Source organism: Marinobacter sp., from assembly GCF_040882185.1.
In the GTDB taxonomy this organism is placed as follows: Bacteria; Pseudomonadota; Gammaproteobacteria; order Pseudomonadales; family Oleiphilaceae; genus Marinobacter.
Map to the genome: position 1 here is coordinate 234,322 of NZ_JBBEBW010000002.1, position 23,469 is coordinate 257,790.

Here is a 23,469-nt window from a genome sequence, read left to right on the forward strand (position 1 = left end):
CGCTATTTAAACTTGACCAGGAGTTAATCAGAGGCTCCCTAAGTTGTGACTGATTGGTGTCCGGCGCCCGTGCTCCATATAATGTTCCCCCAGATATGCTGCCGATGAGTAGCAACCGGAATTCACTACTATTATCAAGAGGCCTCCATGCCAGAGTTTCAGACTACGGATGAAGGGTTTGAACGGGTTTCGCTGCGAGATTACACCGAAAAGGCGTACCTTGATTACTCCATGTACGTCATCCTCGACCGGGCACTTCCCAATGTGGGAGACGGTCTGAAACCGGTCCAGCGGCGCATCATTTACGCCATGTCGGAGCTGGGTCTCAAGTCAACATCAAAATACAAGAAATCGGCGCGTACCGTGGGTGACGTGTTGGGTAAGTTTCATCCCCATGGCGACAGTGCCTGCTATGAAGCCATGGTGCTTATGGCGCAGCCGTTTTCTTATCGTTATCCACTGGTGGACGGCCAGGGTAACTGGGGCTCGCCTGATGATCCCAAATCCTTTGCGGCGATGCGCTACACAGAGTCGCGCCTGGCGCGCTTTGCTGATGCGCTGCTCAGTGAGCTGGGCCAGGGGACGGTGGATTGGGTGCCCAACTTCGACGGCACCATGGACGAGCCGTCAACGTTGCCTGCACGACTGCCGCACGTGCTACTCAACGGTACTACGGGCATCGCAGTAGGCATGGCGACGGATATCCCGCCCCATAACGTACGTGAGGTCACTGCCGCCTGCATTCGACTGCTGGAAGCGCCTCAGACCACCATCGAGCAACTTTGTGAACATATTAAAGGGCCGGACTTCCCGACCTATGCCGAAATCATTACGCCCCGGAAGGACTTGCTCCAGATGTACGAGACCGGCCGGGGGTCGCTTCGCATGCGTGCCCGCTGGATCAATGAGGGAGGGGACATTGTGGTCACCGATCTGCCTCACCAAGTCTCCGGTAATCGGGTGCTTGAGCAGATTGCCCACCAGATGCAAACCAAGAAACTGCCGATGGTGGCGGATTTGCGTGATGAGTCTGATCATGAGAACCCGACTCGATTGGTGATTATTCCGCGCTCCAATCGGGTGGATCTCGATGGCTTGATGACGCACCTGTTTGCGAGCACCGATCTGGAAAAAACCTATCGGGTGAACATCAATGTAATTGGCAATGACGGTCGGCCCGCCGTCAAGAATCTGCATACCATTCTGACTGAGTGGCTGAGTTATCGCCGCACCACGGTAACCCGCCGGTTGCAGTACCGGCTCGACAAGGTGCTTGCCCGACTGCACTTGCTTGAAGGCCTGTTGATTGCGTATCTCAATATTGATGAAGTGATCGAGATTATTCGCACAGAGGATAAGCCAAAAGCGGAGTTGATGGCGCGGTTCGGATTATCACCGGACCAGGCTGAAGCCATCCTTGAGCTGAAATTGCGTCACCTTGCGAAACTGGAAGAAATGAAGATCCGCGGTGAGCAGGACGAACTGGCCGCCGAGCGGGATGAGTTGCAGTCGATCCTGGGCTCCGACAAACGGCTCACAGCATTGATCAGGCAAGAACTTGAGCAGGATGCCGAAACCTACGGTGATGATCGACGCTCACCCATCGTCGAACGGGGAGAGTCGAAGGCCTTCAGCGAGCTGGACCTTATTTCCAATGACCCTGTGACCGTTGTGCTTTCCGAAAAAGGCTGGGTGCGAGCGGCCAAAGGCCATGACATTGAACCCGGGGGCCTGAGCTATAAATCCGGCGACCGGTTTGCGATGTCGGCCCGTGGACGAACAAATCAGCAAACGATCTTTCTGGACTCCACCGGTCGGGCATATTCCATGATGGCCCACACCCTCCCATCGGCCCGGGGGCAGGGAGAGCCTTTGACCGGGCGTATCAACCCTCAGCCTGGTGCGACCTTCGCAGGTCTGCTAATGGGAGAGCCCTCTGAAAAAGTGTTATTGGTCACTGATGGGGGCTATGGCTTTGTGACTTCGCTGGAAGAAATGATCAGCAAAAATCGTAACGGCAAGGCGCTGGTCAATGTACCGAAGGGCGCGCGTGTAATGCCTCCGGTGGTTGTGCCCAGGGGTGAAGAGGTGCTTTATCTGGCCGCCATATCCAACGAAGGCCGGATGCTGGTGTTCCCCCTCAGTGAATTACCAGAACTGTCGAAGGGCAAGGGGAACAAGATCATCAGCATTCCGTCGGCCCGGGTTCAGAACCGCGAAGAGTACGTGGTGGCAGTGGCGGTATTTGCCCAGACTGATCAGCTTCAGGTTCTGGCGGGCAAGAGAAAAATGAACCTTCAGTTCAATGATCTGGAGCATTACCTGGGCGAACGTGGTCGTCGCGGTCATAAACTACCGAGAGGGTTGCAACGGGTAGACGGGGTCGATGTAGTCAAGTCAGCGGCTTCACTGGCTGCCAATGAGGAGCAAGAAAACGGTGAGTGAACTGGTATTGATTAACGTGTCGGGCCGGGACAAACCTGGCCTGACCTCCGAGATTACCGGCATTATGGGGCGCTATGACGTCCGAATCCTCGATATCGGTCAGGCAGTCATTCATGATCACCTGACCTGGGGTATTCTGGCGGAAATACCGGACGAGTCGAAGGCGTCATTGGTGATCCGGGAGCTGTTATTCCGGCTTCACGCTCTGGATTTGCAGGTCCGTTTTGCGCCGATTACTGAAATGGAGTATCAGCAGTGGGCAGCGGGCAGAAATCGCGCCTGCTATATCGTGACGTTGCTTTCCCGGGACATCAAAGCCGAGCAGATTGCCCGGGTGTCCGCCATTACTGCGCGCCACGGTCTCAACATCGACAATATCACCCGGCTTTCGGCCCGGCCTTCACTGCATCCCGGTGACAACCGGATTGCCTGTATCGAATTTTCAGTGCGCGGGACGCCGTCCGATCCGAAGCAATTACGGTCCGATTTCCTCCACATAGCCGGTGAGATGAATGTGGATATTGCCTTCCAGGAAGATTCCATTTTCCGTCGCAACCGGCGCCTGGTGGTGTTCGATATGGACTCTACACTGATTGAGGCGGAGGTGATTGACGAGTTGGCCCGCGAAGCGGGAGTGGGCGAGCAGGTCGCGGAGATAACCGAACGCGCGATGCTGGGGGAACTCGATTTCAGTCAGAGTTTTGCTGAGCGGCTGGCGCTTCTGAAAGGTCTGGATGAGTCGATACTTGAGGAAATTGCCCAACGCCTCAAGCTTACAGAAGGTGCGGAACATTTACTGAGGAGCCTGAAATCCCTTGGTTATAGGACCGCTATCCTGTCTGGGGGGTTTAACTACTTCGCCAGGCATCTGCAGCAAAAGCTCGGTATCGACTACATCTATGCTAACGAGCTGGAAATTGAAGATGGCAAGGTGACCGGTCGGGTGTCAGGCCGCATTGTCGACGGCCAGCGTAAAGCGGAATTACTGCTTGAAATTGCTGCCCGGGAGAATGTGTCCCGGGAGCAGGTCATTGCGGTGGGAGACGGCGCCAACGACTTGCCCATGCTCAGTCAGGCCGGACTCGGAGTAGCGTTTCGAGCGAAGCCCCTGGTCAAGGAGTCCGCCCGGCATTCGATTTCCACGCTCGGGCTGGACGCTATCCTGTACCTGATCGGTTTTCGGGAAAGTGAGACTCACTGATCTCCGAAGTCGTAGTTCATTTCTGGCGCAGGTGCTTGTAGGTAGTAGCCCTGTATGTAGTTGACGCCAGCCTGCCAAAGCGTCGCCAGCACGGCGGCGTTTTCCACCAGCGGGATAATGGTGAGCTTGCCTGTGCTTTGAAGCGACTTGACCATTTCCTTGATTTCTTCTTTGGCACTTTCGTTTTTTTGGATTTCTTCCGTGAAAGAGCCATCGATTTTCACGTAATCCACATCTATGTGTTTGAGTGTATTGAACGGATTCAGGGCACAGCCAAACTGGCAAATGGACACCTTGCAGTGCAGTTCATGAAGCGAGCGGGAAAATTCCTTGGCCTGCTTCATGTAACTGTTGGCGTCGCCTTCGCGGAGCTGGAAGATCAATGAGTCCCCTGGCAGTCGAGCGGATTTAAGCGCCACGCTGAGCCATGACGTGAAGGTTTTATCCTGTATGGTTTCACCAGTCACGTTCAGGAACAGCCGCGAGTCATGACCGTTGGAACGATGGCTGGCGAGTTGCTTTATGGTCTGCAGAATAACCCAGCGATCAATCTTGCAGGCCATGTCAGACGGGCCTGCTGGCGGCAGGAAGTCGTAGGGGGAGACTTCTTCATTGTCCTTGTCCAGCATGCGTACGAAGGCTTCATAATGCTCCTCACCTTCGCCGCGGAGGTTAATAATGGGCTGGAACAGGAGTCGGAAGCGGTCTTCATCGAGTGCCTTCTGGATCGCTTCCAAGGAATTGTCGTCGTCGAGCGATTCGAACTGGCCGGGATTATAGACCAGTACTCCGTTGCCTCGCTCGTGCCCCTGAGGCTTTCGAACCTCAGCCGACGCAGTGTGGGCCCGGCCCATGAGGTCGGGCGCTTTGGGAGAGTTCTCGGTAATAGCTGCGACACCAATGCTGACGGTGATTTGCACGGTGCGCTCACTGATGTCAAAAAGGTGGTCATCGATCTGCTTACAGATCGTTTCACACAGGTCCGCCAACCGCTTTTCATCACAGGGTTGGGCCAGAATGGCAAAGGCATCATCGCTCATGCGTGCGAGAACCATCTCATCATCGACCTGATCCTTCAGCATGGCTGCGAGATCTCCGAGCACGAGATCAGCGCCGGCGATGCCAACCTGACTTTTCATCGCCATGAAGTCATCCAGCGCGATATAGGCCAGGGCGCCGTTTATTTGTTTCTCACCCGCCACCGTGATGGCTTTGCCCAGTGCGTCCATCAGGTGTTGGCGATTGTAGAGGCCCGTGAGCAAATCCTGACTGCTGATTTTTCGCAGTTTTTCTTCAAGTTCGGCGTCGTTCTGCTCTGGCTGGATGACAATCTGGGTGCAGGGTTCGCCATCGTAGGTTGCCGACGATGCTGTCATCACAATGTTCATTTGATGATCGTCGCTGCGCTTGGCAACGCATGTAAGCGTGACGCCATCTTTCGGCGCTTCGGCGAAGGCTTTCATGAAATCTTTGTAGGGGGTCTGGCTTTCCGGGGCAAGCGTATCCAGCAATGGAATGCAGATCAGCTCATCAATATCGTCATAGCCCAGGAAATCCATGTAGGACTGGTTGGCATAGATATGCATACCGTCATTGATATAAGCGATGGCGTCCTTGGAACTTTCGAGCAATAACTGACAGCGTTGTTCGGCCTCGCGCAAGTGGGATTCCAGCGCACGGCGTCTGCGTCGCTCATCCAGCGCAGCGAGTTCACGTTTTGCCGTCAGAACGACCAGATCCGAGTACTCGAATGGCACGGTATCCTGAGCGCCGCCACGGATAAACGACACACTGCGATCACGATTATATTCCTGAGTCAGCAGGATATACGGAATATCCTTGTCGAGACGCCGGATCAAGGCAAGAGCAGCTTCCGGGGTGAATTCCTGCTCCACGTCACGGGCAAGCAAAATATCCCAGGTGCTGGCTTTAATGGCCTCTTCGAGATCTTCTTCCGAGGTTATCCGGTGTGCCCGGGTTGCTCTGCCTGAGTTTCTGAGGAGGCTGACCAGGGTTTCCGCATCGTTCTGGGACGGGTCAAGTATCAGCAGGTGAACCGTTGCGTTTTTTTTCTGCATTCCTGAGGGATCTCTCGCATTACGCTGTTCGTTATTATGGTGGTGACAGTCATACCTATCATGGGATATTTGCCACACTCTTCATGTTGGGTGAATGATGCAGCGGAAGACAGCCAATGACAACCCTTAGGACCGCAGCCCAGAACCGTCATGTGAATCGGCAGTGGCATTGCCGGTAGGGATGCCGCCTGAGTCAGGAATGTCTTTGCGTTAAACGTATTGACCCTATAACGACGGCCAAAGTGAGTCGAACTCATCTTCGCTGGCGGCGCCGGAGGAGGTTTCAGACGCAATGCTATCCCGCTCGCCGCTGTTTTGAAGCTTGAGTTCAAACTGACTGACGCTGCCCGTAGCAGATACCCTTTGGGAGAGCTGACCCTGATCCTCTCTGCCATCGTGCAGGAGTACAATCCGGCTGCCGCTTTGAAATGGCAGCCGGGGAGTTATCAGGGTGGCCGCTTGCTTTACGGTGCTAATCTCCGGTAACAACAGGCCGCGAAGGAATTCACTGTTGTTGCCTATTTTCTGGATCAGCCGGACCCCGCAGGGTGAGGCGCTTGGTGCTAATAATTCAACGCCCACCTGGGTGCCCTGATCGCGAATTTGCCGAATCCAGCGCACAACCGCTACGCTCCAGGGGTGGGACTGCTGCTCTCTTACACCGAGAACTTCGCCAGCTTGTAGAGCCGGAGGCACGTCCGCTTCCCAGCCCACGCAATAGCCGCCTGGGCTGGTGTTAATGAGCTGGGTCTGATAAGACCGGGGCTGATTTTTACCCGGTACACCCGATTCGGCGGAACCACCGCTACCACGAAAGGTAATGGGCGCGTCTGCTGAGGTTAGCGCCTCCTCTGTTCCGGCATCGTGGGCTCCAGCCCAGGCATCGTTGCGCTGACGTGCAGTACTCAGGAATACGTTGGTATCGTCTTCCGGCGCGTAGTTATTGCCCGATACAAACTGATTGAAACTTTTCTCCCCCGCGATGAAATAATGCGCCGCCGTTAAACCGACACAGACTTCAAGCTTACCCTGGCTGGTTATACGATTGAAATTGCGCTTGGTAAGGATGCCCAGGGCCTGACTGAGGTGAGTCAGCAAGGTGTCACTGACGGCTGCGGGCAAGGTTATTCTTGCTTCGCTTTCCGGCTGGCACCGCTCTGTTCTCGCATGTAGATATTCTGAAATCCTCTCGGCTAATTCCGTGGTGTCGAACCCAAAACAGTCGCTATTGGGCTCCTGTTGCCTGAGGCTGCGATAGATAGGGGCAGAATCCCGTTCCATATTCACGACGAACAGTGTCGTCTCTACGAGTTTCGGGCTACACGCAACCAGGTCGGTCCAGGCCTCGAAAAGCTCATAGGCCTGCATCAGCTCATTCTGGCGCAGCTGGTTGGGCCTGGCGCAGCCGAGGAGGAGAACTCTATGGTAAGCATCACTGACGGTGCTGCTTTTTCGATGGAACAGGGTGTCATCATCCACAACGATGTCAGCCAGCTCGTTGCGGAGCGCAAAACGATATAGCCGATGGCACTCGAGCCAGCTTCTTGCCGGGCTGGGGCAATATAGCTGATGTGCCCGAACGATGGTGGCGCCCAGCTCGGACAAGGTCCGGTGGCTACAGATACCGATCAATTTACGGTTTTTGTCTATAGAACCGGAGTCGAGCAGCTCCAGAAGACAGGCTTTGTAGCCGTTCGCCAGGTGTAATTGCAAAGCCTGGGACAGATTGGCAATTTTCCGTTGCTTCTCGGGCAGGGCAATGGCATGCCCGAGATAGTGACGGGAAAGTTCCTTGCACACGAAGTGAATTTTCGGGCGTATCAGTTCAAGCAGTTGCAGGCGTTGGTGAGGTGGCAAGAACAACTGGTTCAGCTCGATAATGGCGTGATAGAGCTGCCGCGAAACCTCGCCGATATTGGCCATGGGCAGGTGCCCTATCCAGGCTCCGAAACCTTTTTGGGTAGTTTCGCAGAATGAAAGGCTTGCGATTTTCTGTTCCGTTACAGCCAGGTCGGGTTTCAGAGTTTTACCTTCCTTTCATGTTTTCGCCGTGATTACAGGTTTTTATAGATTGCCTAGATTGAACTCTAAAATAGCAAAGTGTGAACAAAAAGCCAGAAATCTGAGAGTTGACAATTTTTCACAGAAATAGTGGTTTTGGTTGAGTTAAAAGAATCAGCGTCTGTCGTCGACAAACAGATCCAGTGGCGTTTTTGAGGTCTTGCCGGGCGTCTCTCTCACCAGGCGAGGTACCAGAAAACCTGGCAGGCGGTCCAGCAGGCAGCGCACAAGGTCACGGGCGTCGTCATCACTTACCTCGAAATGATGAGCGCCCTCTACCGGATCAAAAGCGTGCAGATAATAAGGTAGTACACCGGCTTCAAACAATGTCTCGCTCAGTTGGATCAGAATGTCGGCATTATCATTCACGCCTTTGAGAATAACGCTCTGGTTGAGCACAGTGGCGCCAGTCGATTTGAGTCGTGCTATAGCGTCTGCAACTGGCCGGTCAATTTCGTTGGGGTGGTTAATGTGGAGGACGATGACTTTCTGCAAACGACTGCTCACCAGCCATGCCAGCAAGGCGTCGTCCACTCGCTGAGGGATGACCACGGGCAAACGCGTATGAATACGCAAACGTTTCAGATGGCGGACCGTGGCGAGTTCGTCGGCCCAGCGGGCCAACAGACGGTCACTGGCGATCAGGGGATCACCGCCACTGAAAATAACTTCGTTTATTTCTGGTGAATGGCGCAGCAGATCAATCACCTGTTTTCGCTCATCTGGCGACATCCTGTGTTCGGCATAAGGGAAGTGCCGGCGAAAACAATATCGACAGTTGATGGCGCATTGCCCGGCGATCATCAGCAGGGCTCGACTGCGATATTTCTGGATTAATCCCGGGGTAGGAGTGGCTGTTTTTTCGCCGAGTGGGTCACGAACGAAGCCCGGTACTGATTGGCTTTCTGCCTCCAGTGGGAGTACCTGGCGTAACAAAGGATCCTGCGGATTGCCGCGTTCAATACGCTCCAGGTAAGGTTGTGGAACACGAATCGGGAACAACCGGTGCCCGGCGGTTGCGCCCGTAAGCCATCGGCCAGGGTCCAGGCCCAGACTTTCAAGGAGTTTTTCGGGCGTTGTGGCGCAATCACTCAGCAACTGCTGCCAGCTTTGTCCGCTTATATCGGTCGGGTGGGCTTCTACCGGGGCAGGGGTTCGCTGTATCATATCCGGCTTTCGACTCTCAACAGCGCTATTTCAGGTGATATTTTCATGGCTTCATATTCTACCAATGAATTCCGCAGCGGTCTCAAGGTTTTGCTGGACGGAGACCCGTGCATCATTCTTGAAAATGAATTCGTAAAGCCCGGTAAAGGTCAGGCTTTTAACCGGGTTAAGCTTCGCAACCTGATGTCTAACCGTCAGTGGGAGCGCACTTTCAAGTCCGGGGATTCTCTGGAAGCCGCTGACGTTGTTGATCAGGAAATGGAATACCTGTACACCGACGGTGAGTTCTGGCATTTCATGCTTACCGATGGTTCCTTCGAGCAATACGCCGCTGACGCGAAGGCAGTGAGCGATGTACTCAAATGGCTGAAAGAGCAGGACGTTTACATGGTCACGCTCTACAATGGCGCGCCGCTTTCCGTAACGCCACCGAATTTCGTTGAGCTTGAAGTTGTAGATACCGATCCCGGTATGAAAGGCGACACTGCTCAGGGTGGCACCAAGCCCGCCACGCTGTCTACCGGCGCTGTGGTCAACGTACCTCTGTTTATCACGATTGGTGAAGTGCTCAAGGTAGATACCCGCAGTGGCGATTACGTAAATCGCGTCAAAAGCTGAGCCGGTGTCCTGCACCCCGGAGCAAACCTGGCGCCCGTCTGCTTCTTTGGCCGCCATCCAGAGTCGCGCACAGCAGTTGAGCTATGTGCGTGACTTTTTTGCCTCGCGGAACGTGCTGGAAGTTGAAACACCCGTCCTGGCAAGTCATGGCGCGAACGATCTCAATATCGACAGTGTAAGGGTAGATCTTGCGCCTTTGCCGGGGTTCACGAGCGCGCGAGGCTGGCTTCAGAGTTCTCCCGAGTATCATATGAAGCGGCTGCTGGCGGCCGGGTCAGGGCCCATTTACCAGATTACCCGCGCCTTCCGGAATGGCGAACGTGGCGTTCGTCATAATCCCGAGTTTTCGTTGCTTGAGTGGTACAGGCCCGGGTTTGATGACCTTGAGCTTATGGCTGAGGTGGCCACGCTGGTTTGTGGCTGGCTTGACCTGCAGATGCCGCAACGTCTGACCTATCGCGATGCTTTCTGCCGGTATGCCGGATTTGATGCTGTCACGGCCAGCGATTCGGCCGTGGCGCAAAAGTGTGAGCGTTGGGTCGGTGCGGAACTGGCAGCGCGGCTGACCCGGGACGAGTGTCTGGACGTGTTGATGAGTCACGAGATAGAACCAGCATTGCGCCATCTGCCCCCGACCTTCCTTTGTTATTATCCGGCCAGCCAGGCTGCGCTGGCGAAAACATCGGTCAGTGAGAGTGTGACGGTTGCCCATCGGTTTGAGCTTTATGTGGAGGGCCTGGAGCTTTGCAATGGTTACTGGGAACTGACAGATGCCACGGAGCAGCGCCGACGTTTTGAGATGGAGAACCGGAGCCGGCACGCCGCGGGCAAACCGGATATGGGTATTGACGAGCGGCTGTTGGCGGCAATGGCATCTGGCTTGCCGCCGTGTGCCGGGGTGGCGCTGGGTCTCGACCGTCTGCTTATGCTGAAGTTGCGGACCCGCGATATTGCAGACGTGCTCAGTTTTCCGGTCGAGCGGGCCTGAGTTTGTTCATTCTTTCATAGCGGCGCCGAAGCTCTGCCCCATTCTGACTCCTGCAACAGCACCCAATGTTTTATTCCATTGTGCAGCGCCTTTGGGCAAAATCATTACAACGGTGGAGCCCAGGCGAAAACGGCCCATTTCTTCGCCTTTTTCAAACGTTATCGGGGCTTGAACTCCATCATAACGAACCGTTTTGATGCCCCCAGGTGCCACCACACCTGCCCAGGTTGTTTCCACGCTACCCACAATCATTGCGCCTACCAGTATCATAGCCAAGGGGCCGATCTCGGTGTCGAATATGGCCGCGACCCGTTCGTTGCGGGCAAACAGGTTGGGCACATTTTGAGCGGTAACAGGATTAACCGAAAAGAGTTTACCGGGCACGTACACCATCTCCCTGAGCGTTCCGGCCAGCGGCATATGAATGCGGTGATAGTCTTTCGGGGCCAGGTAGATGGTTGCGAATTGACCATCGATAAAGTCACTGGCACGGGCACTGTCGCCTCCGAGCAGCTCCAGCAAGCTAAAATGCTGGCCCTTGGCCTGGAACACGCGGTCGTGGTTGACTTGGCCAAGCTGACTGACCACTCCGTCCACCGGGCTGACTATGACGGAAGCGTCACCGGCGATCGGTCGGAGGCCGGGTTTGAGTGCTCTGGTAAAAAATGCGTTGAAGCTGGGGTAGCGAGTCGGATCCGATTCGACTGCTTCGCTCATGTTTACGCCATAGCGGTCGATAAACCACTTTATGACGCGATCCTTCAAGGCGGGCTGGTGTTCATTATCGGCCAGTTTGCCAGCCATACGTGAAATGGCGAGCTGTGGAGCCAGGTACTGGCTAAAAATGAAAAGCTTGTCCAGCATCGGTGCATCCTTTGGGGTGAAGTCGAATTATTGGAAGCGGGAGTTTAGCAAATTGCGACGGGCACGGAGAAATCGTTTATCTCCTTCGCTGTATGAGCAATGCCTTGCTATGATTCTTCCGCAGGGCGTCCGCAGGGCGATCTCTCTCTACTTATCCGGGGCTTAGAAACTATTCATGGCACTGATTATTGGCGTTATTGTGGTATTTGCCAGTGTGCTTGGCGGTTACGTACTGCACGGTGGTAACTTGGCGGTCTTGTGGCAGCCAACAGAAATTCTCATCATCTTTGGTGCAGCGTTGGGCGCATTTGTCATCGCCAACCCAATGCATATCATTAAGGAAGTCGGCGGCGGTGTGTTGAGACTGCTGACCGGATCTCCCCATAACAAAGCGTTTTACATGGATTTGTTGAGCTTGATGTACGACATGTTCGACAAGTCCAGAAAGCAGGGTGTGATGTCCATTGAAGAGGATATCGACAACCCGGAATCCAGCCAGATATTCACCCGCTATCCAGCCATTATCAAATCCCACGAATTGCTCGCTTTTATCACCGATTATATGAGGATCATCAGCGCTGGTAACATGGCTCCTCATGAGCTTGAAGGCCTGATGGACAGTGAAATCGATAGCCGTGAGCATGAGCTTAACGAGCCCGCCCACGCTGTTAATAAGGTTGCGGATGCGTTGCCCGGTCTTGGGATCGTGGCAGCGGTGCTGGGCATTGTTATCACCATGAACTTTATGTCGGAGGGCCCGGAAAAGATAGGTCTGAGCGTAGCGGCCGCCCTGGTGGGGACCTTTTTGGGTATTTTCATGGGTTACGGGTTTGTGGGTCCTATGTCGAACGCGCTCGAACACCATGCTAAATACGAGCTCAAATCCTACGAATGTGCGAAGGCCTCAATCGTAGCCACGGTTTCTGGTCAGGCCCCGCAAATGGCGATCGAGTTCGGACGTAAAGCACTGCCCTCCGAGAAAAGGCCATCGTTTCAGGAGTTGAACGACCATGTTCGTTCGAAGTAATTCTCCAACAGGCCGCAGGTGAAGGTTTGGAAGAACAGCCGATAATCATCAAGAGAGTCAAAAAGGTAGCTGCGGGCCACCACGGGGGCTCCTGGAAAGTAGCCTTTGCAGACTTCGCCACTGCAATGATGGCTTTTTTCCTCGTGCTCTGGCTAACATCGACTGCCTCGCCGGAGCAGTTGAAAGCGGTAGAGGGCTATTTTCGTGACCCGGTTGGGTTTACAGAGGGCGGGGTTCCGAATCCTGTTGATCTTGAGGGCAGCGCCTCGGTGGTCGAGTCGAGCAGCGCAGATATCGCCGATAACGAAATCCGCATTGAAGATGAACGGGTAGAACAACTGGCCGAAACCCTCGAACAACGTCAGATGGAGGAGTTATTTCAGGATTTACAGGAGCAGATTGAACAGAGTGAAACCCTGCAGGAATTCAAGGATCAATTGCTGATCGATATTACCGATGAAGGCTTGCGGATTCAGATTGTTGACCGATCCCAACGCCCAATGTTTGATAGTGGTCGCGCCCAACTCAAGTACTACTCTCAGGATATCCTTTTCGAGCTGGCAAAGCCCTTGGGTGCGGTGGCCAACAAATTGAGCATCACCGGTCACACGGACGCCACGCCGTTCGGCGGTCGCCCTGGGTATACCAACTGGGAGTTGTCAGCGGATCGCGCCAATACGGCGCGACGGGCCCTTGTTGCAGGTGGCGTGGACGGAGGTCAGATCGCCCGCGTAGTGGGCTTGAGCGATTCAGTCCTGTTCGACACAGAGGACCCGGCGGCTCCCGTAAACCGACGTATTTCAATTATCGTCCTGAACAAGAAGTCGGCGGCCAGCATTCAGCAGAATGCCAGTCGCAGCGGTGAACCCCTTATCGATTTAACCGCGCCCACACCTGAAGACCGGGCGGTAGCACGAGAACAGCTCGAAAGTGGCGAGGTGATCGAAAAGGTGCCCGAAAATAATCCTGACGAAGTGACCTGGTAACTCGCCCGATAACGTCGAATATCCCGCCCCCTAAGGGTTTAAAGCGATAGGCCCCGGGACTGCTGCTCCGCCATATCTGCCAGAATTCGCCGAAAACTGTGCATGCGATCAGGATTGATGCGGCCATCCTCGGCAGCAGCCATGATAGCGCACCCGGGCTCGCCGAGGTGTCGGCAATTGCGGAACTTACACTCACCAATCAACGGTCGAATCTCCCGAAAGCCATATTCGATCTCTTGTGGATTCATATGCCAGAGCCCGAATTCGCGTATCCCTGGCGAGTCGATCAGGTTGCCTCCGCAGGCAAGGTGAAACAGTTTCGCGGTGGTGGTCGTGTGGGTGCCTTTGCCAGTGCTCTCAGACAGCGCGCCGACCCGAATGGATATGTCCGGCATCAAGGTCTGGATAATGGATGATTTGCCAACTCCGGACTGGCCTACGAATACGCAGGTTTTGGCTCTCACCAGGGCCTCTATTTCTTCGGCATGGCGTTGGCTGTCCTCGTTGGCCCGGGCGGACGTTCTGACCACCGGGTAACCCAGGGACTCGTACCGGCTAAGTAATTGGTCGAGGCCCGGGGCATTCTGGTGGTTGATCAGGTCGCTTTTGTTCAGCAGCAGAATGGGGGGGATGCCGGTGCTCTCCGCGGCTACCAGGTAACGGTCGATCAGATTGTCATGGGGTTCCGGTTCGGGAGCGATAACCAGAATAATATGATCGATATTGGCAGCAACGGGCTTCAGTTGGCCAAAATTGTCGGGACGCTGAAGTAAAGAGTGACGCTCAGAGCGGGCCACGATGATGCCGGTATCCTCCGACCCGGGGCGCCATATGACCCGATCGCCAGTCACCAGGGAGTCGATGTTGGTACGCATGTGGCAGCGCACGACCCGACCTTTGCGCTCGCCCTCAAGCGCTTCGACGTCCAGTTGCTGGCCATAATGCGCAATCAGCAGGCCAGCCTGTTCATCGCCCAGTTCGCTGGCATCTAGCTGCTGGTCTATCTGACGCTCTTTGCGTTCTGCACGTACTGACCGTTCAGCCTGAATTTTCTGGATTCGCCATTGCTGTTGTTTGTTGAGGCGGCGTTTACTCATTGCAGGTCGTCATTGGTTCAAATCATCCATTGTGGGCCATAGTCTGATGTAACATCATACGCGATTCAAATGACAGGAACCTTTGAATCCAACGCCGCTGAGAATCGACGGGCGGCCTTCCAGGTTACTGATGGCTTAAATGAGGGAGACAGATATGGCAGTTACCGACCGATTGGTCTGGATTGATCTGGAAATGACCGGTCTGGATCCGGACCAGGAGCGGATCATTGAAATGGCAACATTGATCACCGACTCGGATCTTAATCTTGTCGCCGAGGGGCCAGTGATTGCGGTGAGTCAGCCCGATAGCCTGCTTGATGGTATGGACGAGTGGTGCACCAGAACCCATGGTCAGACTGGCCTGACCCAGCGAGTTCGGGAGAGCACCGTTTCCGAGGCGGAAGCTGAGCAGCAGACGCTGACCTTCCTGATTCAACATCTTGAGCCCGGACAGTCGCCATTATGTGGCAACAGCATCGGTCAGGACCGGCGTTTTCTGGTGAAATATATGCCGGAACTGGAGGGGTTTTTCCATTATCGCAATCTTGATGTAAGTACCATCAAGGAATTGGCCCGGCGCTGGCGCCCGGATATTTTGGACGGTGTTCGGAAAAAGGGCACCCATTTGGCTCTTGACGACATCCGGGACTCGATTGAGGAACTTCGGCATTATCGGGAGCATTTCTTCAGACTCTGAGATCAGGGGGGTGAAGAGGAGGAAGCTGCCTTTACAAACCATGCCGCCGCAAAGCCCATTGCACATGCTCCCTCACTAATTCCGAGGGATGGTCTGCGCGGGCTTTTAGCGCTTCTATCACGGGAATCGTCGAGGGCGCGTTGCCCAGGCCGACCGCAAGGTTTCTGAGCCAGCCCTGATAGCCAGTGCGACGTATGGCGGAGCCTTCTGTACGCTTGAGAAACTCCTCCTCGCTCCATAAAAACAGCGTGGCCAGTTCTGAGTTGTCGAGTTGGTGACGGGGTTGGAAATCATCTTCTTTTGTTGGTTTGCTGAAGCGGTTCCAGGGGCAGACTAGCTGGCAGTCATCGCAGCCGAAGACACGATTGCCCATCAGTGCCCGCAATTCTTCAGGGATGCTGCCTTTCAGCTCAATGGTGAGATAACTGATGCAGCGTCGTGCGTCCAGCCTGTGGGGAGAGGGGAATGCATTGGTTGGGCACAAATCAAGGCAGGCTGAACAGCGCCCGCAGTGCTCAGCCTCATAAGGTTTATCCACAGGCAGGGGCGCGTTGGTGAAGATTTCCCCCAGGAAAAAAAACGAACCCGCCTTACGATTCAGCAGCATGGTATTTTTGCCAATCCACCCCAGTCCAGCACGCTGGGCCAGCGCCCGTTCCATCACCGGTGCGCTGTCGACAAAGGCGCGGTAGTCGAAACCGGATACTGCCTCATCAATACGCTTCGCGAGTGTGGCCAGACGTTTACGGATGAGCTTGTGATAATCACGGCCCAGCGTATAGCGGGAAATATAGGCCTTCTCCCGATCTCCCAGCGCTTCTTTTGGGCTGTCCGGACCCGGTAGATAATCCATCCGCACTGAAATCACTCGCAGAGTTCCCGGCACTAGCGAGGCCGGGGTATACCGTTTATCGCCGTGGTCTTCCATATAGGCCATCTCACCATGGAGGCCCTCGTCTAACCAATGCTGCAAACGGTCGGCGTGGAGGCCGACATCGGGCAGGGTGATGCCCAGCTCGTCGAAGCCCAGCTCTGCCGCCCAGCGTCTAATATCGTCTGTAAGTTGAATCAGGGTATCGGTCATCAAACGGGCATATACGAAATTAACATTGATTAAGTTATGACCTTTTTCACTGTTTTGCTATGCTTTACAGGTATCTGGACATAACACTTAAACTGATTTCTGTATCGGGGCCAGGTTTTCTATGTCATTGCCCAGCACGACCAGCTTAACAGAAACCCTTTACGCTGCAGACGCCGTGCGGGCAATCGATCGCTATATAATTGATAAAAAAGGGGTCTTGGGTTTCGAGTTAATGCAGCGCGCAGCCAGCGCAGCCTTCCGGCATTTGGTTAAGCAATGGCCGGACGTGCAGCGAGTGCTGGTGTTTTGTGGGGGCGGCAACAATGGTGGCGACGGGTATCTGGTAGCCGCTAATGCGAAACGCCATGGTCTGAGCGTGCAATGTGTAGCGATGTCAGCGCCTGAAAAATTGAAGGGTGACGCTGAGGCTGCCTATCAGAAAGCGCTGGCAGATGGGGTTGTGGTCACCCGCTGGGAACGTCATGCAGAACAAGCGCGGGCAGAGTTTTTCAGCGCCTTCCCCGTTATCGTGGATGCCATGCTCGGTACTGGCGTCACTGGCGAGCCTCGTCAACCTGTCAGTCAGGCGATTGAGGCCTGTAACCAGTCTGGGTGCCCGGTGCTGGCCATAGACATGCCATCGGGCCTGGATGCTACCTCAGGCTCCGCCCCGGGTGTGGTCATCAGGGCTGATATCACGGTAACGTTTATCGCTTTGAAGGCAGGACTGTATACCGCTCAGGGCCCTGAGTTTTGTGGTTCGATACAGTTTGAACCGCTCGTTGATGAGCTGGCTGGGGGAGGCCATGGGCAGGCAGCAATGGCAGTAAAGTTTGACTGGGCGAGCTTACGATCAATGCTGCCGAGACGACTGGTAACGGCGCATAAAGGTCGGTTTGGCCGACTACTGGTGGTTGCAGGTGACCGGGGCTTTGGCGGTGCTGGCTTGATGGTAGCCGAGGCAGCCGCCCGGACCGGCGCTGGTACCGTAACGCTTGCAACGCGCCCGGAACATGTAAGCCCGGCGCTGGCCCGGTGCCCCTCGCTGATGGTGCACGGGGTAACTCATGGTTCTGAGTTGGGCTCCCTGATTGAGGCCGCTGACGTTATTGTGTGCGGCCCGGGCCTCGGAAAGGCCGCTTGGGGCCAGCAGATGCTGCAATTGGTATCGGCCTCGGGAAAACCGCTGGTTCTGGATGCCGATGCGTTGAACCTGATGTCGTTCCGAGTCGCGATGAAAGCCGACAACCACGTTTTGACGCCTCATCCGGGGGAGGCCGCGCGCCTGCTGGGACTTACAGTGCCTGAGATCGAGGCAGACCGACTGGCGGCAGCGCGTCATATCCAGCGTCAATTCGGCGGTACGGTTTTACTCAAGGGTGCTGGCACCATCGTGGACTCCGGTGATGCCCTGCCTGGCGTACTCGGCGGCAGTAATCCGGGTATGGCGACCGGGGGCATGGGTGATGTGTTGTCTGGAGTGCTTGGTGGGCTCCTGGTTCAGGGCCTGGAGTTATCACTTGCAGCACGACTCGCAGCCGCGCTGCATTTGGCCGCTGCGGATCGCGCAGTAATGAGCAAAGGTTATATGGGGTTATTGCCTACGGATGTTATCGATACCTTACCGACCATTCTCGGCGAAGCCGAAGGTATCATTACCAGAGCCATTGCTAACGGGGTATTGACGTGAAAGTGCAAGGTGCCACCCAAACCGTGTTTTTAGCTGATGAAGCTAAAACTGAGCGGCTTGGTCGGCACTTGGCCGAGGCTATTTTGTCGGTGAAACAGGGTTTTACAATATTTTTGCAAGGCACGCTTGGGATGGGGAAAACGACCTTGAGTCGCGGGCTGATAAGGGGTTTAGGGCATCAGGGGTCGGTCAAGAGCCCCACCTATACCCTGGTTGAGCCCTATGAGCACCTCAGTCCAATAGCCTATCATTTTGATCTGTATCGCCTCGGCGACCCAGAAGAACTCGAGTACGTCGGCATTCGGGATTATTTTCAAGGCGACAACGTGTGCCTTATTGAATGGGCTGAGCGCGGCCAGGGGATTTTGCCGGAGGCCGATCTGGTCATTCGGCTGGAAACACAGCACGAGGGGCGATCTGCGGCCATCCAGGCCCGAACAGATCGCGGTTCACAGTTGATTTATACACTGAATCGGCTAGTGACACCCACTGACGATTGAAACGCGGTAGGTTGCAGGATGTTGACAATGAAGCGGATAAAAACAGTCTATGGCAGGCAACTGATTACGGTTTTGCTGCTCTGGGCTACTTTGGGGTTTACCGCCGAGGCGGCGACGACGGTAAAAAGTGCAAGGATCTGGCCAGCACCGGATCATACCCGTGTGGTTTTCGATACCGGGGCGGATGTCGAACACAGTATTTTTGCGCTGGAGAATCCGGCCCGTCTTGTCATCGACATAAAAAACGTTAATCAGAACGTGGATTTTTCCGGATTGGAACTGGGTGATAGCCCGATCCGAAGAATTCGAAGCGCGCCGCGAAATGGCAACGACCTGCGCGTGGTGCTTGACCTGAAGAGCGAGATCAAACCACGAAGTTTTCAGCTTGAGCCCAACCAGCAGTATGGCCATCGTCTGGTGGTGGATCTTATCGAGGAAAATCGCAAAGCTTTGCCTCAGCCCAATGAACCCATTCTGCGTGACAATCCAGACGGTCGTCGGGATATTATTGTGGTGATTGATGCCGGACATGGAGGGGAGGATCCCGGTGCCATCGGTCCGAGCGGTACCCATGAAAAAGACGTTGTCTTGCGGATATCGAAAACTCTGGAGTCGCTGATCAATAGCAAGCCTGGCTACACCGCCAAATTGACCAGAACCGGGGATTATTATATTGACCTCCGCAGCCGAACCCTTTTGGCGCGCAAGCACAACGCAGATCTGTTTGTATCCATTCATGCGGATGCCTTCCGGACATCACAGCCCAGTGGGGCTTCTGTATTTGCGCTATCTCAACGGGGTGCCACCAGTGAAACCGCGCGATGGCTAGCCAGGAGTGAGAATCGCTCGGACCTGATCGGTGGCGTCGGTGGCGTGTCATTGGGCGACAAGAATGATGTGCTCGCGGGCGTACTGCTGGATCTATCGATGACCGCGAGTATAAACGCCAGCGTCGGTGTCGGCGATTATGTATTGCGACGGCTCGGAGGGGTGACCAAGCTGCATAAGTCCGGAGTTGAGCAGGCTGCGTTCGCGGTGTTGAAATCACCGGATATTCCGTCAATCCTGGTTGAGGCTGGCTTTATTTCCAATCCCGGCGAAGAGCGGAATCTCAGAAGTGCTGGGTACCAGCAAAAAATCTCCCGGGCGGTGTTTGACGGTATTGACTCCTATTTCAATCACACGCCCCCGCCGGGCACTTTATTGGCTTACCAGAAGCGACAGAATAATAATCTTGCTGGCGGTCAATACCAGATTCGGCGAGGCGATACGCTGTCAGCGGTGGCGCGTAAGAATCAGGTCAGTGTCAATGAACTGATGCGGCACAACGGTTTGAGTGATGATCGGGTTCTGGTCGGCCAGACTATCCAGATTCCGGCTTCGTGACAGGTTGATAGAACGCTGTGTTCCGTGGCCGTTGAGGACGCGCCACGATGGCGCCCTCTCTTGCGGTTAAGGGTTCTCTTGCGCTGGTGGGCTCTTCAGGGGGTGAGGGGAGCTCCGCGGTTCTGGTATGATGCGATGCAATGACTCCGATCGCACTGCAAGAGGCCGCCCGCATTATGCCATCGATTAAACTCCTGTCGCCCCGCCTGGCCAACCAGATTGCTGCGGGAGAGGTTGTCGAGCGCCCGGCCTCGGTTGTGAAAGAGCTGGTGGAAAATGCGCTGGACGCTGGTGCAACCCGGGTGGACGTCGATATTGAGCAGGGTGGTGCCAAATTGATTCGCGTGCGGGATGACGGCAGCGGCATTGATGAAGCCGATTTACCTCTGGCACTTAGCCGTCATGCCACCAGTAAGATTGTCGATCTCGAGGACCTGGAGGCCGTCCTGTCACTGGGGTTTCGAGGTGAAGCCCTTGCCAGTATCAGTTCTGTTTCCCGTCTTTCACTCACCTCTCGTACCGCACTTCAGGAAGCAGCTTCAAGGGTGGAAGTTGAGGGCCGTGAGATGGACGCCCGTGTTTCACCGGCTGCTCACCCGGTGGGCACCACGGTGGAGGTGCGAGATCTGTTCTTCAATACCCCCGCGCGCCGAAAATTCCTGCGAACGGAAAAGACCGAGCTTAATCACGTTGAAGAATGTATCCGGCGTCAAGCCTTAAGCCGATTCGATACCGGGTTTACGTTACGGCACAATCAGAAGGTGCTTCAGAGCCTGCGACCTTCAGACACTCAGGTGGATCGTGAGCGTCGAGTCGGGGCGCTATGCGGTCAACAGTTCATTGATAACACTGTGGTGATTGATGCGGAAGCCACCGGGCTGAAACTCTGGGGTTGGGTAGCATTACCGACATTTTCCCGCAGTCAGGCGGATCTGCAGTATTTCTTCGTCAATGGCCGGGTTATACGTGACCGGCTGGTGGCCCACGCGGTCCGGCAAGCTTATCGCGATGTGCTATATAACAATCGGCATCCTGCCTTCGTGCTGTACCTGGAAGTAGACCCTGCCAATGTCGACGTTAATGTGCACCCGACCAAGCACGAAGTTCGATTCCGTGACGGGAGGCTGGTCCATGATTTTATTTTCAGGACGCTACACCGCACACTCGCCGAAGTGAAACCAGACGATCATTTTCGCGGTGCAGTGGCGCAGTCAGTCAGTCGGGACATGCCTGGCGGGCAGTCCGGCGGGACTGATGAGGGTGTTTGGCCAGGGGCAGAGCAGGGGGCAGGTGCCTCGGCTTCCTATTCACAATCATCAAGTCAGCCCCAACATTACGCTGGACAAAAAGACTGGCAGGCGCGCGACCAGATGGCCTTCTATCAGGCCTTGAATCAGGGCGGTGGCGTCACCCATCAAGCTACAACCCCCTTTTCGGCCAGCAGCACCGAAGCATTGCCTACGCCCCCAATATCAGAAGGTGACGAGCCAACACTGGGGTATGCCATCGCCCAGTTGCACGGAATCTACATTCTGGCCCAGAGCCGACAGGGCCTGATTATGGTAGATATGCATGCGGCTCACGAGCGCATCACTTATGAGCGCATGAAGCGCGCCCTGAGCCAGCAGGATATCAAGAGTCAGCCGCTACTGGTGCCGGTGTCACTTGCGGTCAGTCAAAAGGAAGCTGCACTGGCAGAAACGCACGGCGAAGGGCTGCAACAACTGGGGTTGATCGTAGAACGCATCGGCCCCGAGACGCTAGCGGTAAGGCAGGTGCCTGCGCTGCTACGCGGCGCCGACACTGAGCAGCTACTACGCGACGTGCTGGCGGATCTGATTGAGCATGGCCAGAGTGACCGGATAGAGGCGGTAACCCACGAACTATTGGGCACCATGGCTTGCCATGGCTCGGTGCGGGCGAACCGTCAGCTTACGATCCCGGAAATGAATGCCCTGCTGCGTGATATGGAAGCCACCGAGCGCAGCGGCCAGTGCAATCACGGTCGACCGACCTGGACACTGATGACCATGACCGAGCTCGATAAGCTATTTCTGCGAGGGCGATAGTGTCAACTGCAGATGACGTGGCAATCCGACCAGAAGACAAAATTACCCGCCCACCTGCTATCTTTCTGATGGGACCGACGGCCTCCGGAAAGACCGACCTGGCTATGCAGTTATGTGAGCATTTGCCATGCGATATTATCAGTGTGGATTCAGCCATGATATATCGCGGTATGGACATCGGGACAGCAAAGCCGAGCCCGGATGAGCTGGCCCGAACGCCCCATCGACTCATTAATATCTGTGATCCTGCTGAGACCTACTCGGCCGCCGATTTTTGCCGTGACGCCCGCCGCGAGATGGCGGACATTACTGCTGCTGGACGAATCCCATTGCTGGTTGGCGGAACGATGATGTATTTCAAATCGTTGCTCAACGGGCTCTCCGATATGCCATCCGCTGATCCGTCGCTTCGGCGGAAGCTCGAGGGTTTTGCAGCCGCACACGGATGGCAAGCCCTGCACGAGGAGCTTGTAAGTCTCGATCCGGTAGCGGCGAAATTGATCCATCCAAACAACCATCAGCGAGTGCTTCGCGCTGTTGAGGTCACTCGCTTGAGCGGCGTGCGTATTTCTGAGCTTTGGAAAAGCAATAAAACCGCTTCTGAGGACGACCGTGGTATCAAGGATTACCCTTATTTCACACGGTGGCAGGCAGACGAAAGTAATTCTCTTCCGTATACTGTAACGCAGTTGGCGATTGCCCCTAAAGAGCGTAGTAAGCTTCACGAACGTATCAGTTCAAGATTTTTACAGATGTTGGCACAAGGGTTCGTAAGCGAAGTTGGGGGGTTGAAGGCCAGGGGAGACCTCAACGCGGACATGCCATCTATGCGCTGTGTGGGGTACCGTCAAGTCTGGTCCCATCTGGATGGGGCTTTTGATGACGCAACCATGATTGATAAGGGCACTGCGGCGACCCGGCAACTGGCCAAAAGACAACTGACTTGGCTAAGGAAGTGGCAAAACTTGCATTGGCTCGATTCAGGTTCCAATCAAAATTTGACAGTGGCCTTGAAAATTTCGGGTCTTCGCGCCACATTAAAATAACGGGGTTTCGTATAGGAGCGCCGTACCGCTTGGTTTTAGGCTTTGCGTGGAGGCAATGGGCCGTCGTGTCGATTGATGCCGGCTGCACCTGAACCGTTAAAATGACGATCTGCTTTATCATAATAGGAGAACACAAATGTCAAAAGGGCACTCTCTACAAGACCCTTACCTCAATGCATTGCGCAAGGAACGTATTCCAGTTTCCATTTTTCTCGTTAACGGCATTAAGCTGCAGGGTCAGGTCGAGTCGTTTGACCAGTTTGTTATCCTGCTGAAGAACACCGTGAGCCAGATGGTATACAAGCACGCCATATCAACGGTTGTGCCTGCCCGTAATGTTCGTATTCCTCAGCAAAACCCTGCTGGAGAAGATGAAGCCGAAGATTGATCTGAAGGATCGTCAACGGTATTGCAGTCATGCTTTTCAGACGCCCGCGAGTTCTGACACCGGTTAGCCCGGGTTTC

19 protein-coding genes are annotated in these 23,469 nt (G+C 55.0%); 13 read left to right on the forward strand and 6 right to left on the reverse strand.

Translation table 11 applies throughout. The features are described 5' to 3' along the window. The first annotated feature begins 147 nt into the window (after positions 1–147). Together parC and serB are read left to right on the forward strand one after the other, a co-directional pair. Positions 148–2,445, forward strand: a complete 2,298-nt coding sequence (gene parC / locus WEB64_RS02115; RefSeq protein ID WP_368062025.1) for a DNA topoisomerase IV subunit A — start codon at positions 148–150, stop codon at positions 2,443–2,445. After that, entirely contained in the window at positions 2,438–3,646 is a 1,209-nt protein-coding gene (gene serB / locus WEB64_RS02120) for a phosphoserine phosphatase SerB (protein WP_368062024.1), read from the forward strand. Before parC ends, serB begins: the two co-directional genes overlap by 8 nt. On the opposite strand, the gene WEB64_RS02125 is transcribed toward serB, so the two are convergent. The 3 genes from WEB64_RS02125 to epmB form a co-directional block, all read right to left on the reverse strand. After that, entirely contained in the window at positions 3,640–5,724 is a 2,085-nt protein-coding gene (locus tag WEB64_RS02125; RefSeq protein ID WP_368062023.1) for an EAL domain-containing protein, read from the reverse strand. The two genes, serB and WEB64_RS02125, sit on opposite strands and share 7 nt — an antisense overlap. A gap of 225 nt (positions 5,725–5,949) precedes the next feature. Then, positions 5,950–7,647, reverse strand: a complete 1,698-nt coding sequence (locus WEB64_RS02130) for a GTPase (protein WP_368062022.1) — start codon at positions 7,645–7,647, stop codon at positions 5,950–5,952. Positions 7,648–7,899: 252 nt separating this feature from the next. Further along, positions 7,900–8,952, reverse strand: coding sequence for an EF-P beta-lysylation protein EpmB (gene epmB, locus WEB64_RS02135; protein WP_368062021.1), 1,053 nt, complete (start codon positions 8,950–8,952; stop codon positions 7,900–7,902). 45 nt (positions 8,953–8,997) lie between these two features. On the opposite strand from epmB, the gene efp reads away from it, so the two are divergent. Beyond that, a complete protein-coding gene (gene efp / locus WEB64_RS02140; protein ID WP_368062020.1) occupies positions 8,998–9,570 on the forward strand; it encodes an elongation factor P in 573 nt (190 codons plus the stop codon). A gap of 4 nt (positions 9,571–9,574) precedes the next feature. Further along, entirely contained in the window at positions 9,575–10,558 is a 984-nt protein-coding gene (epmA, locus tag WEB64_RS02145; protein WP_368062019.1) for an EF-P lysine aminoacylase EpmA, read from the forward strand. 6 nt (positions 10,559–10,564) lie between these two features. On the opposite strand, the gene asd is transcribed toward epmA, so the two are convergent. Continuing rightward, positions 10,565–11,422: an archaetidylserine decarboxylase gene (asd, locus tag WEB64_RS02150; RefSeq protein ID WP_368062018.1), complete on the reverse strand. Its 858-nt coding sequence runs from the start codon at positions 11,420–11,422 to the stop codon at positions 10,565–10,567. Positions 11,423–11,597: 175 nt separating this feature from the next. Between asd and motA the strand changes: the two genes are divergently transcribed. After that, positions 11,598–12,449, forward strand: coding sequence for a flagellar motor stator protein MotA (gene motA / locus WEB64_RS02155; RefSeq protein ID WP_368062017.1), 852 nt, complete (start codon positions 11,598–11,600; stop codon positions 12,447–12,449). A 26-nt stretch (positions 12,450–12,475) separates the two neighbouring features. Beyond that, positions 12,476–13,435, forward strand: a complete 960-nt coding sequence (motB, locus tag WEB64_RS02160; RefSeq protein WP_368062016.1) for a flagellar motor protein MotB — start codon at positions 12,476–12,478, stop codon at positions 13,433–13,435. A gap of 38 nt (positions 13,436–13,473) precedes the next feature. On the opposite strand, the gene rsgA is transcribed toward motB, so the two are convergent. Beyond that, positions 13,474–14,532 carry a small ribosomal subunit biogenesis GTPase RsgA gene (gene rsgA / locus WEB64_RS02165; protein ID WP_368062015.1) on the reverse strand — a complete coding sequence of 353 codons (1,059 nt, stop codon included), beginning with the start codon at positions 14,530–14,532 and terminating at the stop codon, positions 13,474–13,476. Positions 14,533–14,686: 154 nt separating this feature from the next. On the opposite strand from rsgA, the gene orn reads away from it, so the two are divergent. Next, entirely contained in the window at positions 14,687–15,229 is a 543-nt protein-coding gene (gene orn / locus WEB64_RS02170; protein WP_368062014.1) for an oligoribonuclease, read from the forward strand. Between the two features lie 31 nt (positions 15,230–15,260). Here the strand turns inward: orn and queG are convergent, their stop codons facing one another. Beyond that, complete coding sequence (gene queG, locus WEB64_RS02175) at positions 15,261–16,313, reverse strand: tRNA epoxyqueuosine(34) reductase QueG (RefSeq protein WP_368062013.1); 1,053 nt, start codon at positions 16,311–16,313, stop codon at positions 15,261–15,263. A 121-nt stretch (positions 16,314–16,434) separates the two neighbouring features. On the opposite strand from queG, the gene WEB64_RS02180 reads away from it, so the two are divergent. From WEB64_RS02180 to hfq, 6 genes are all read left to right on the forward strand, one after another. Then, positions 16,435–18,003 (forward strand): NAD(P)H-hydrate dehydratase, encoded by a 1,569-nt coding sequence (locus WEB64_RS02180; protein ID WP_368062012.1) that lies wholly within the window; start codon positions 16,435–16,437, stop codon positions 18,001–18,003. Next, positions 18,000–18,503, forward strand: coding sequence for a tRNA (adenosine(37)-N6)-threonylcarbamoyltransferase complex ATPase subunit type 1 TsaE (gene tsaE, locus WEB64_RS02185; RefSeq protein ID WP_368062011.1), 504 nt, complete (start codon positions 18,000–18,002; stop codon positions 18,501–18,503). Before WEB64_RS02180 ends, tsaE begins: the two co-directional genes overlap by 4 nt. 27 nt (positions 18,504–18,530) lie before the next feature. Then, positions 18,531–19,889: an N-acetylmuramoyl-L-alanine amidase gene (locus WEB64_RS02190; RefSeq protein WP_368062010.1), complete on the forward strand. Its 1,359-nt coding sequence runs from the start codon at positions 18,531–18,533 to the stop codon at positions 19,887–19,889. Positions 19,890–20,065: 176 nt separating this feature from the next. Beyond that, positions 20,066–21,958: a DNA mismatch repair endonuclease MutL gene (mutL, locus tag WEB64_RS02195; RefSeq protein ID WP_368062009.1), complete on the forward strand. Its 1,893-nt coding sequence runs from the start codon at positions 20,066–20,068 to the stop codon at positions 21,956–21,958. A 68-nt stretch (positions 21,959–22,026) separates the two neighbouring features. Beyond that, entirely contained in the window at positions 22,027–23,004 is a 978-nt protein-coding gene (miaA, locus tag WEB64_RS02200; protein ID WP_368062264.1) for a tRNA (adenosine(37)-N6)-dimethylallyltransferase MiaA, read from the forward strand. Between the two features lie 136 nt (positions 23,005–23,140). After that, positions 23,141–23,392 (forward strand): RNA chaperone Hfq, encoded by a 252-nt coding sequence (hfq, locus tag WEB64_RS02205; RefSeq protein ID WP_368062008.1) that lies wholly within the window; start codon positions 23,141–23,143, stop codon positions 23,390–23,392. Positions 23,393–23,469: the final 77 nt, after the last annotated feature.

Excerpts from the sequence above, each read along its gene's own strand:
- parC (WP_368062025.1), top strand. The coding sequence starts at position 148 with ATGCCAGAGTTTCAGACTACGGATGAAGGGTTTGAACGGGTTTCGCTG.
- WEB64_RS02125 (WP_368062023.1), bottom strand. The coding sequence starts at position 5,724 with ATGCAGAAAAAAAACGCAACGGTTCACCTGCTGATACTTGACCCGTCC.
- WEB64_RS02130 (WP_368062022.1), bottom strand. The coding sequence starts at position 7,647 with ATGGCCAATATCGGCGAGGTTTCGCGGCAGCTCTATCACGCCATTATC.
- epmB (WP_368062021.1), bottom strand. The coding sequence starts at position 8,952 with ATGATACAGCGAACCCCTGCCCCGGTAGAAGCCCACCCGACCGATATA.
- efp (WP_368062020.1), top strand. The coding sequence starts at position 8,998 with ATGGCTTCATATTCTACCAATGAATTCCGCAGCGGTCTCAAGGTTTTG.
- asd (WP_368062018.1), bottom strand. The coding sequence starts at position 11,422 with ATGCTGGACAAGCTTTTCATTTTTAGCCAGTACCTGGCTCCACAGCTC.
- motA (WP_368062017.1), top strand. The coding sequence starts at position 11,598 with ATGGCACTGATTATTGGCGTTATTGTGGTATTTGCCAGTGTGCTTGGC.
- rsgA (WP_368062015.1), bottom strand. The coding sequence starts at position 14,532 with ATGAGTAAACGCCGCCTCAACAAACAACAGCAATGGCGAATCCAGAAA.
- orn (WP_368062014.1), top strand. The coding sequence starts at position 14,687 with ATGGCAGTTACCGACCGATTGGTCTGGATTGATCTGGAAATGACCGGT.
- queG (WP_368062013.1), bottom strand. The coding sequence starts at position 16,313 with ATGACCGATACCCTGATTCAACTTACAGACGATATTAGACGCTGGGCG.
- WEB64_RS02180 (WP_368062012.1), top strand. The coding sequence starts at position 16,435 with ATGTCATTGCCCAGCACGACCAGCTTAACAGAAACCCTTTACGCTGCA.
- WEB64_RS02190 (WP_368062010.1), top strand. The coding sequence starts at position 18,531 with ATGAAGCGGATAAAAACAGTCTATGGCAGGCAACTGATTACGGTTTTG.
- mutL (WP_368062009.1), top strand. The coding sequence starts at position 20,066 with ATGCCATCGATTAAACTCCTGTCGCCCCGCCTGGCCAACCAGATTGCT.
- miaA (WP_368062264.1), top strand. The coding sequence starts at position 22,027 with ATGGGACCGACGGCCTCCGGAAAGACCGACCTGGCTATGCAGTTATGT.
- hfq (WP_368062008.1), top strand. The coding sequence starts at position 23,141 with ATGTCAAAAGGGCACTCTCTACAAGACCCTTACCTCAATGCATTGCGC.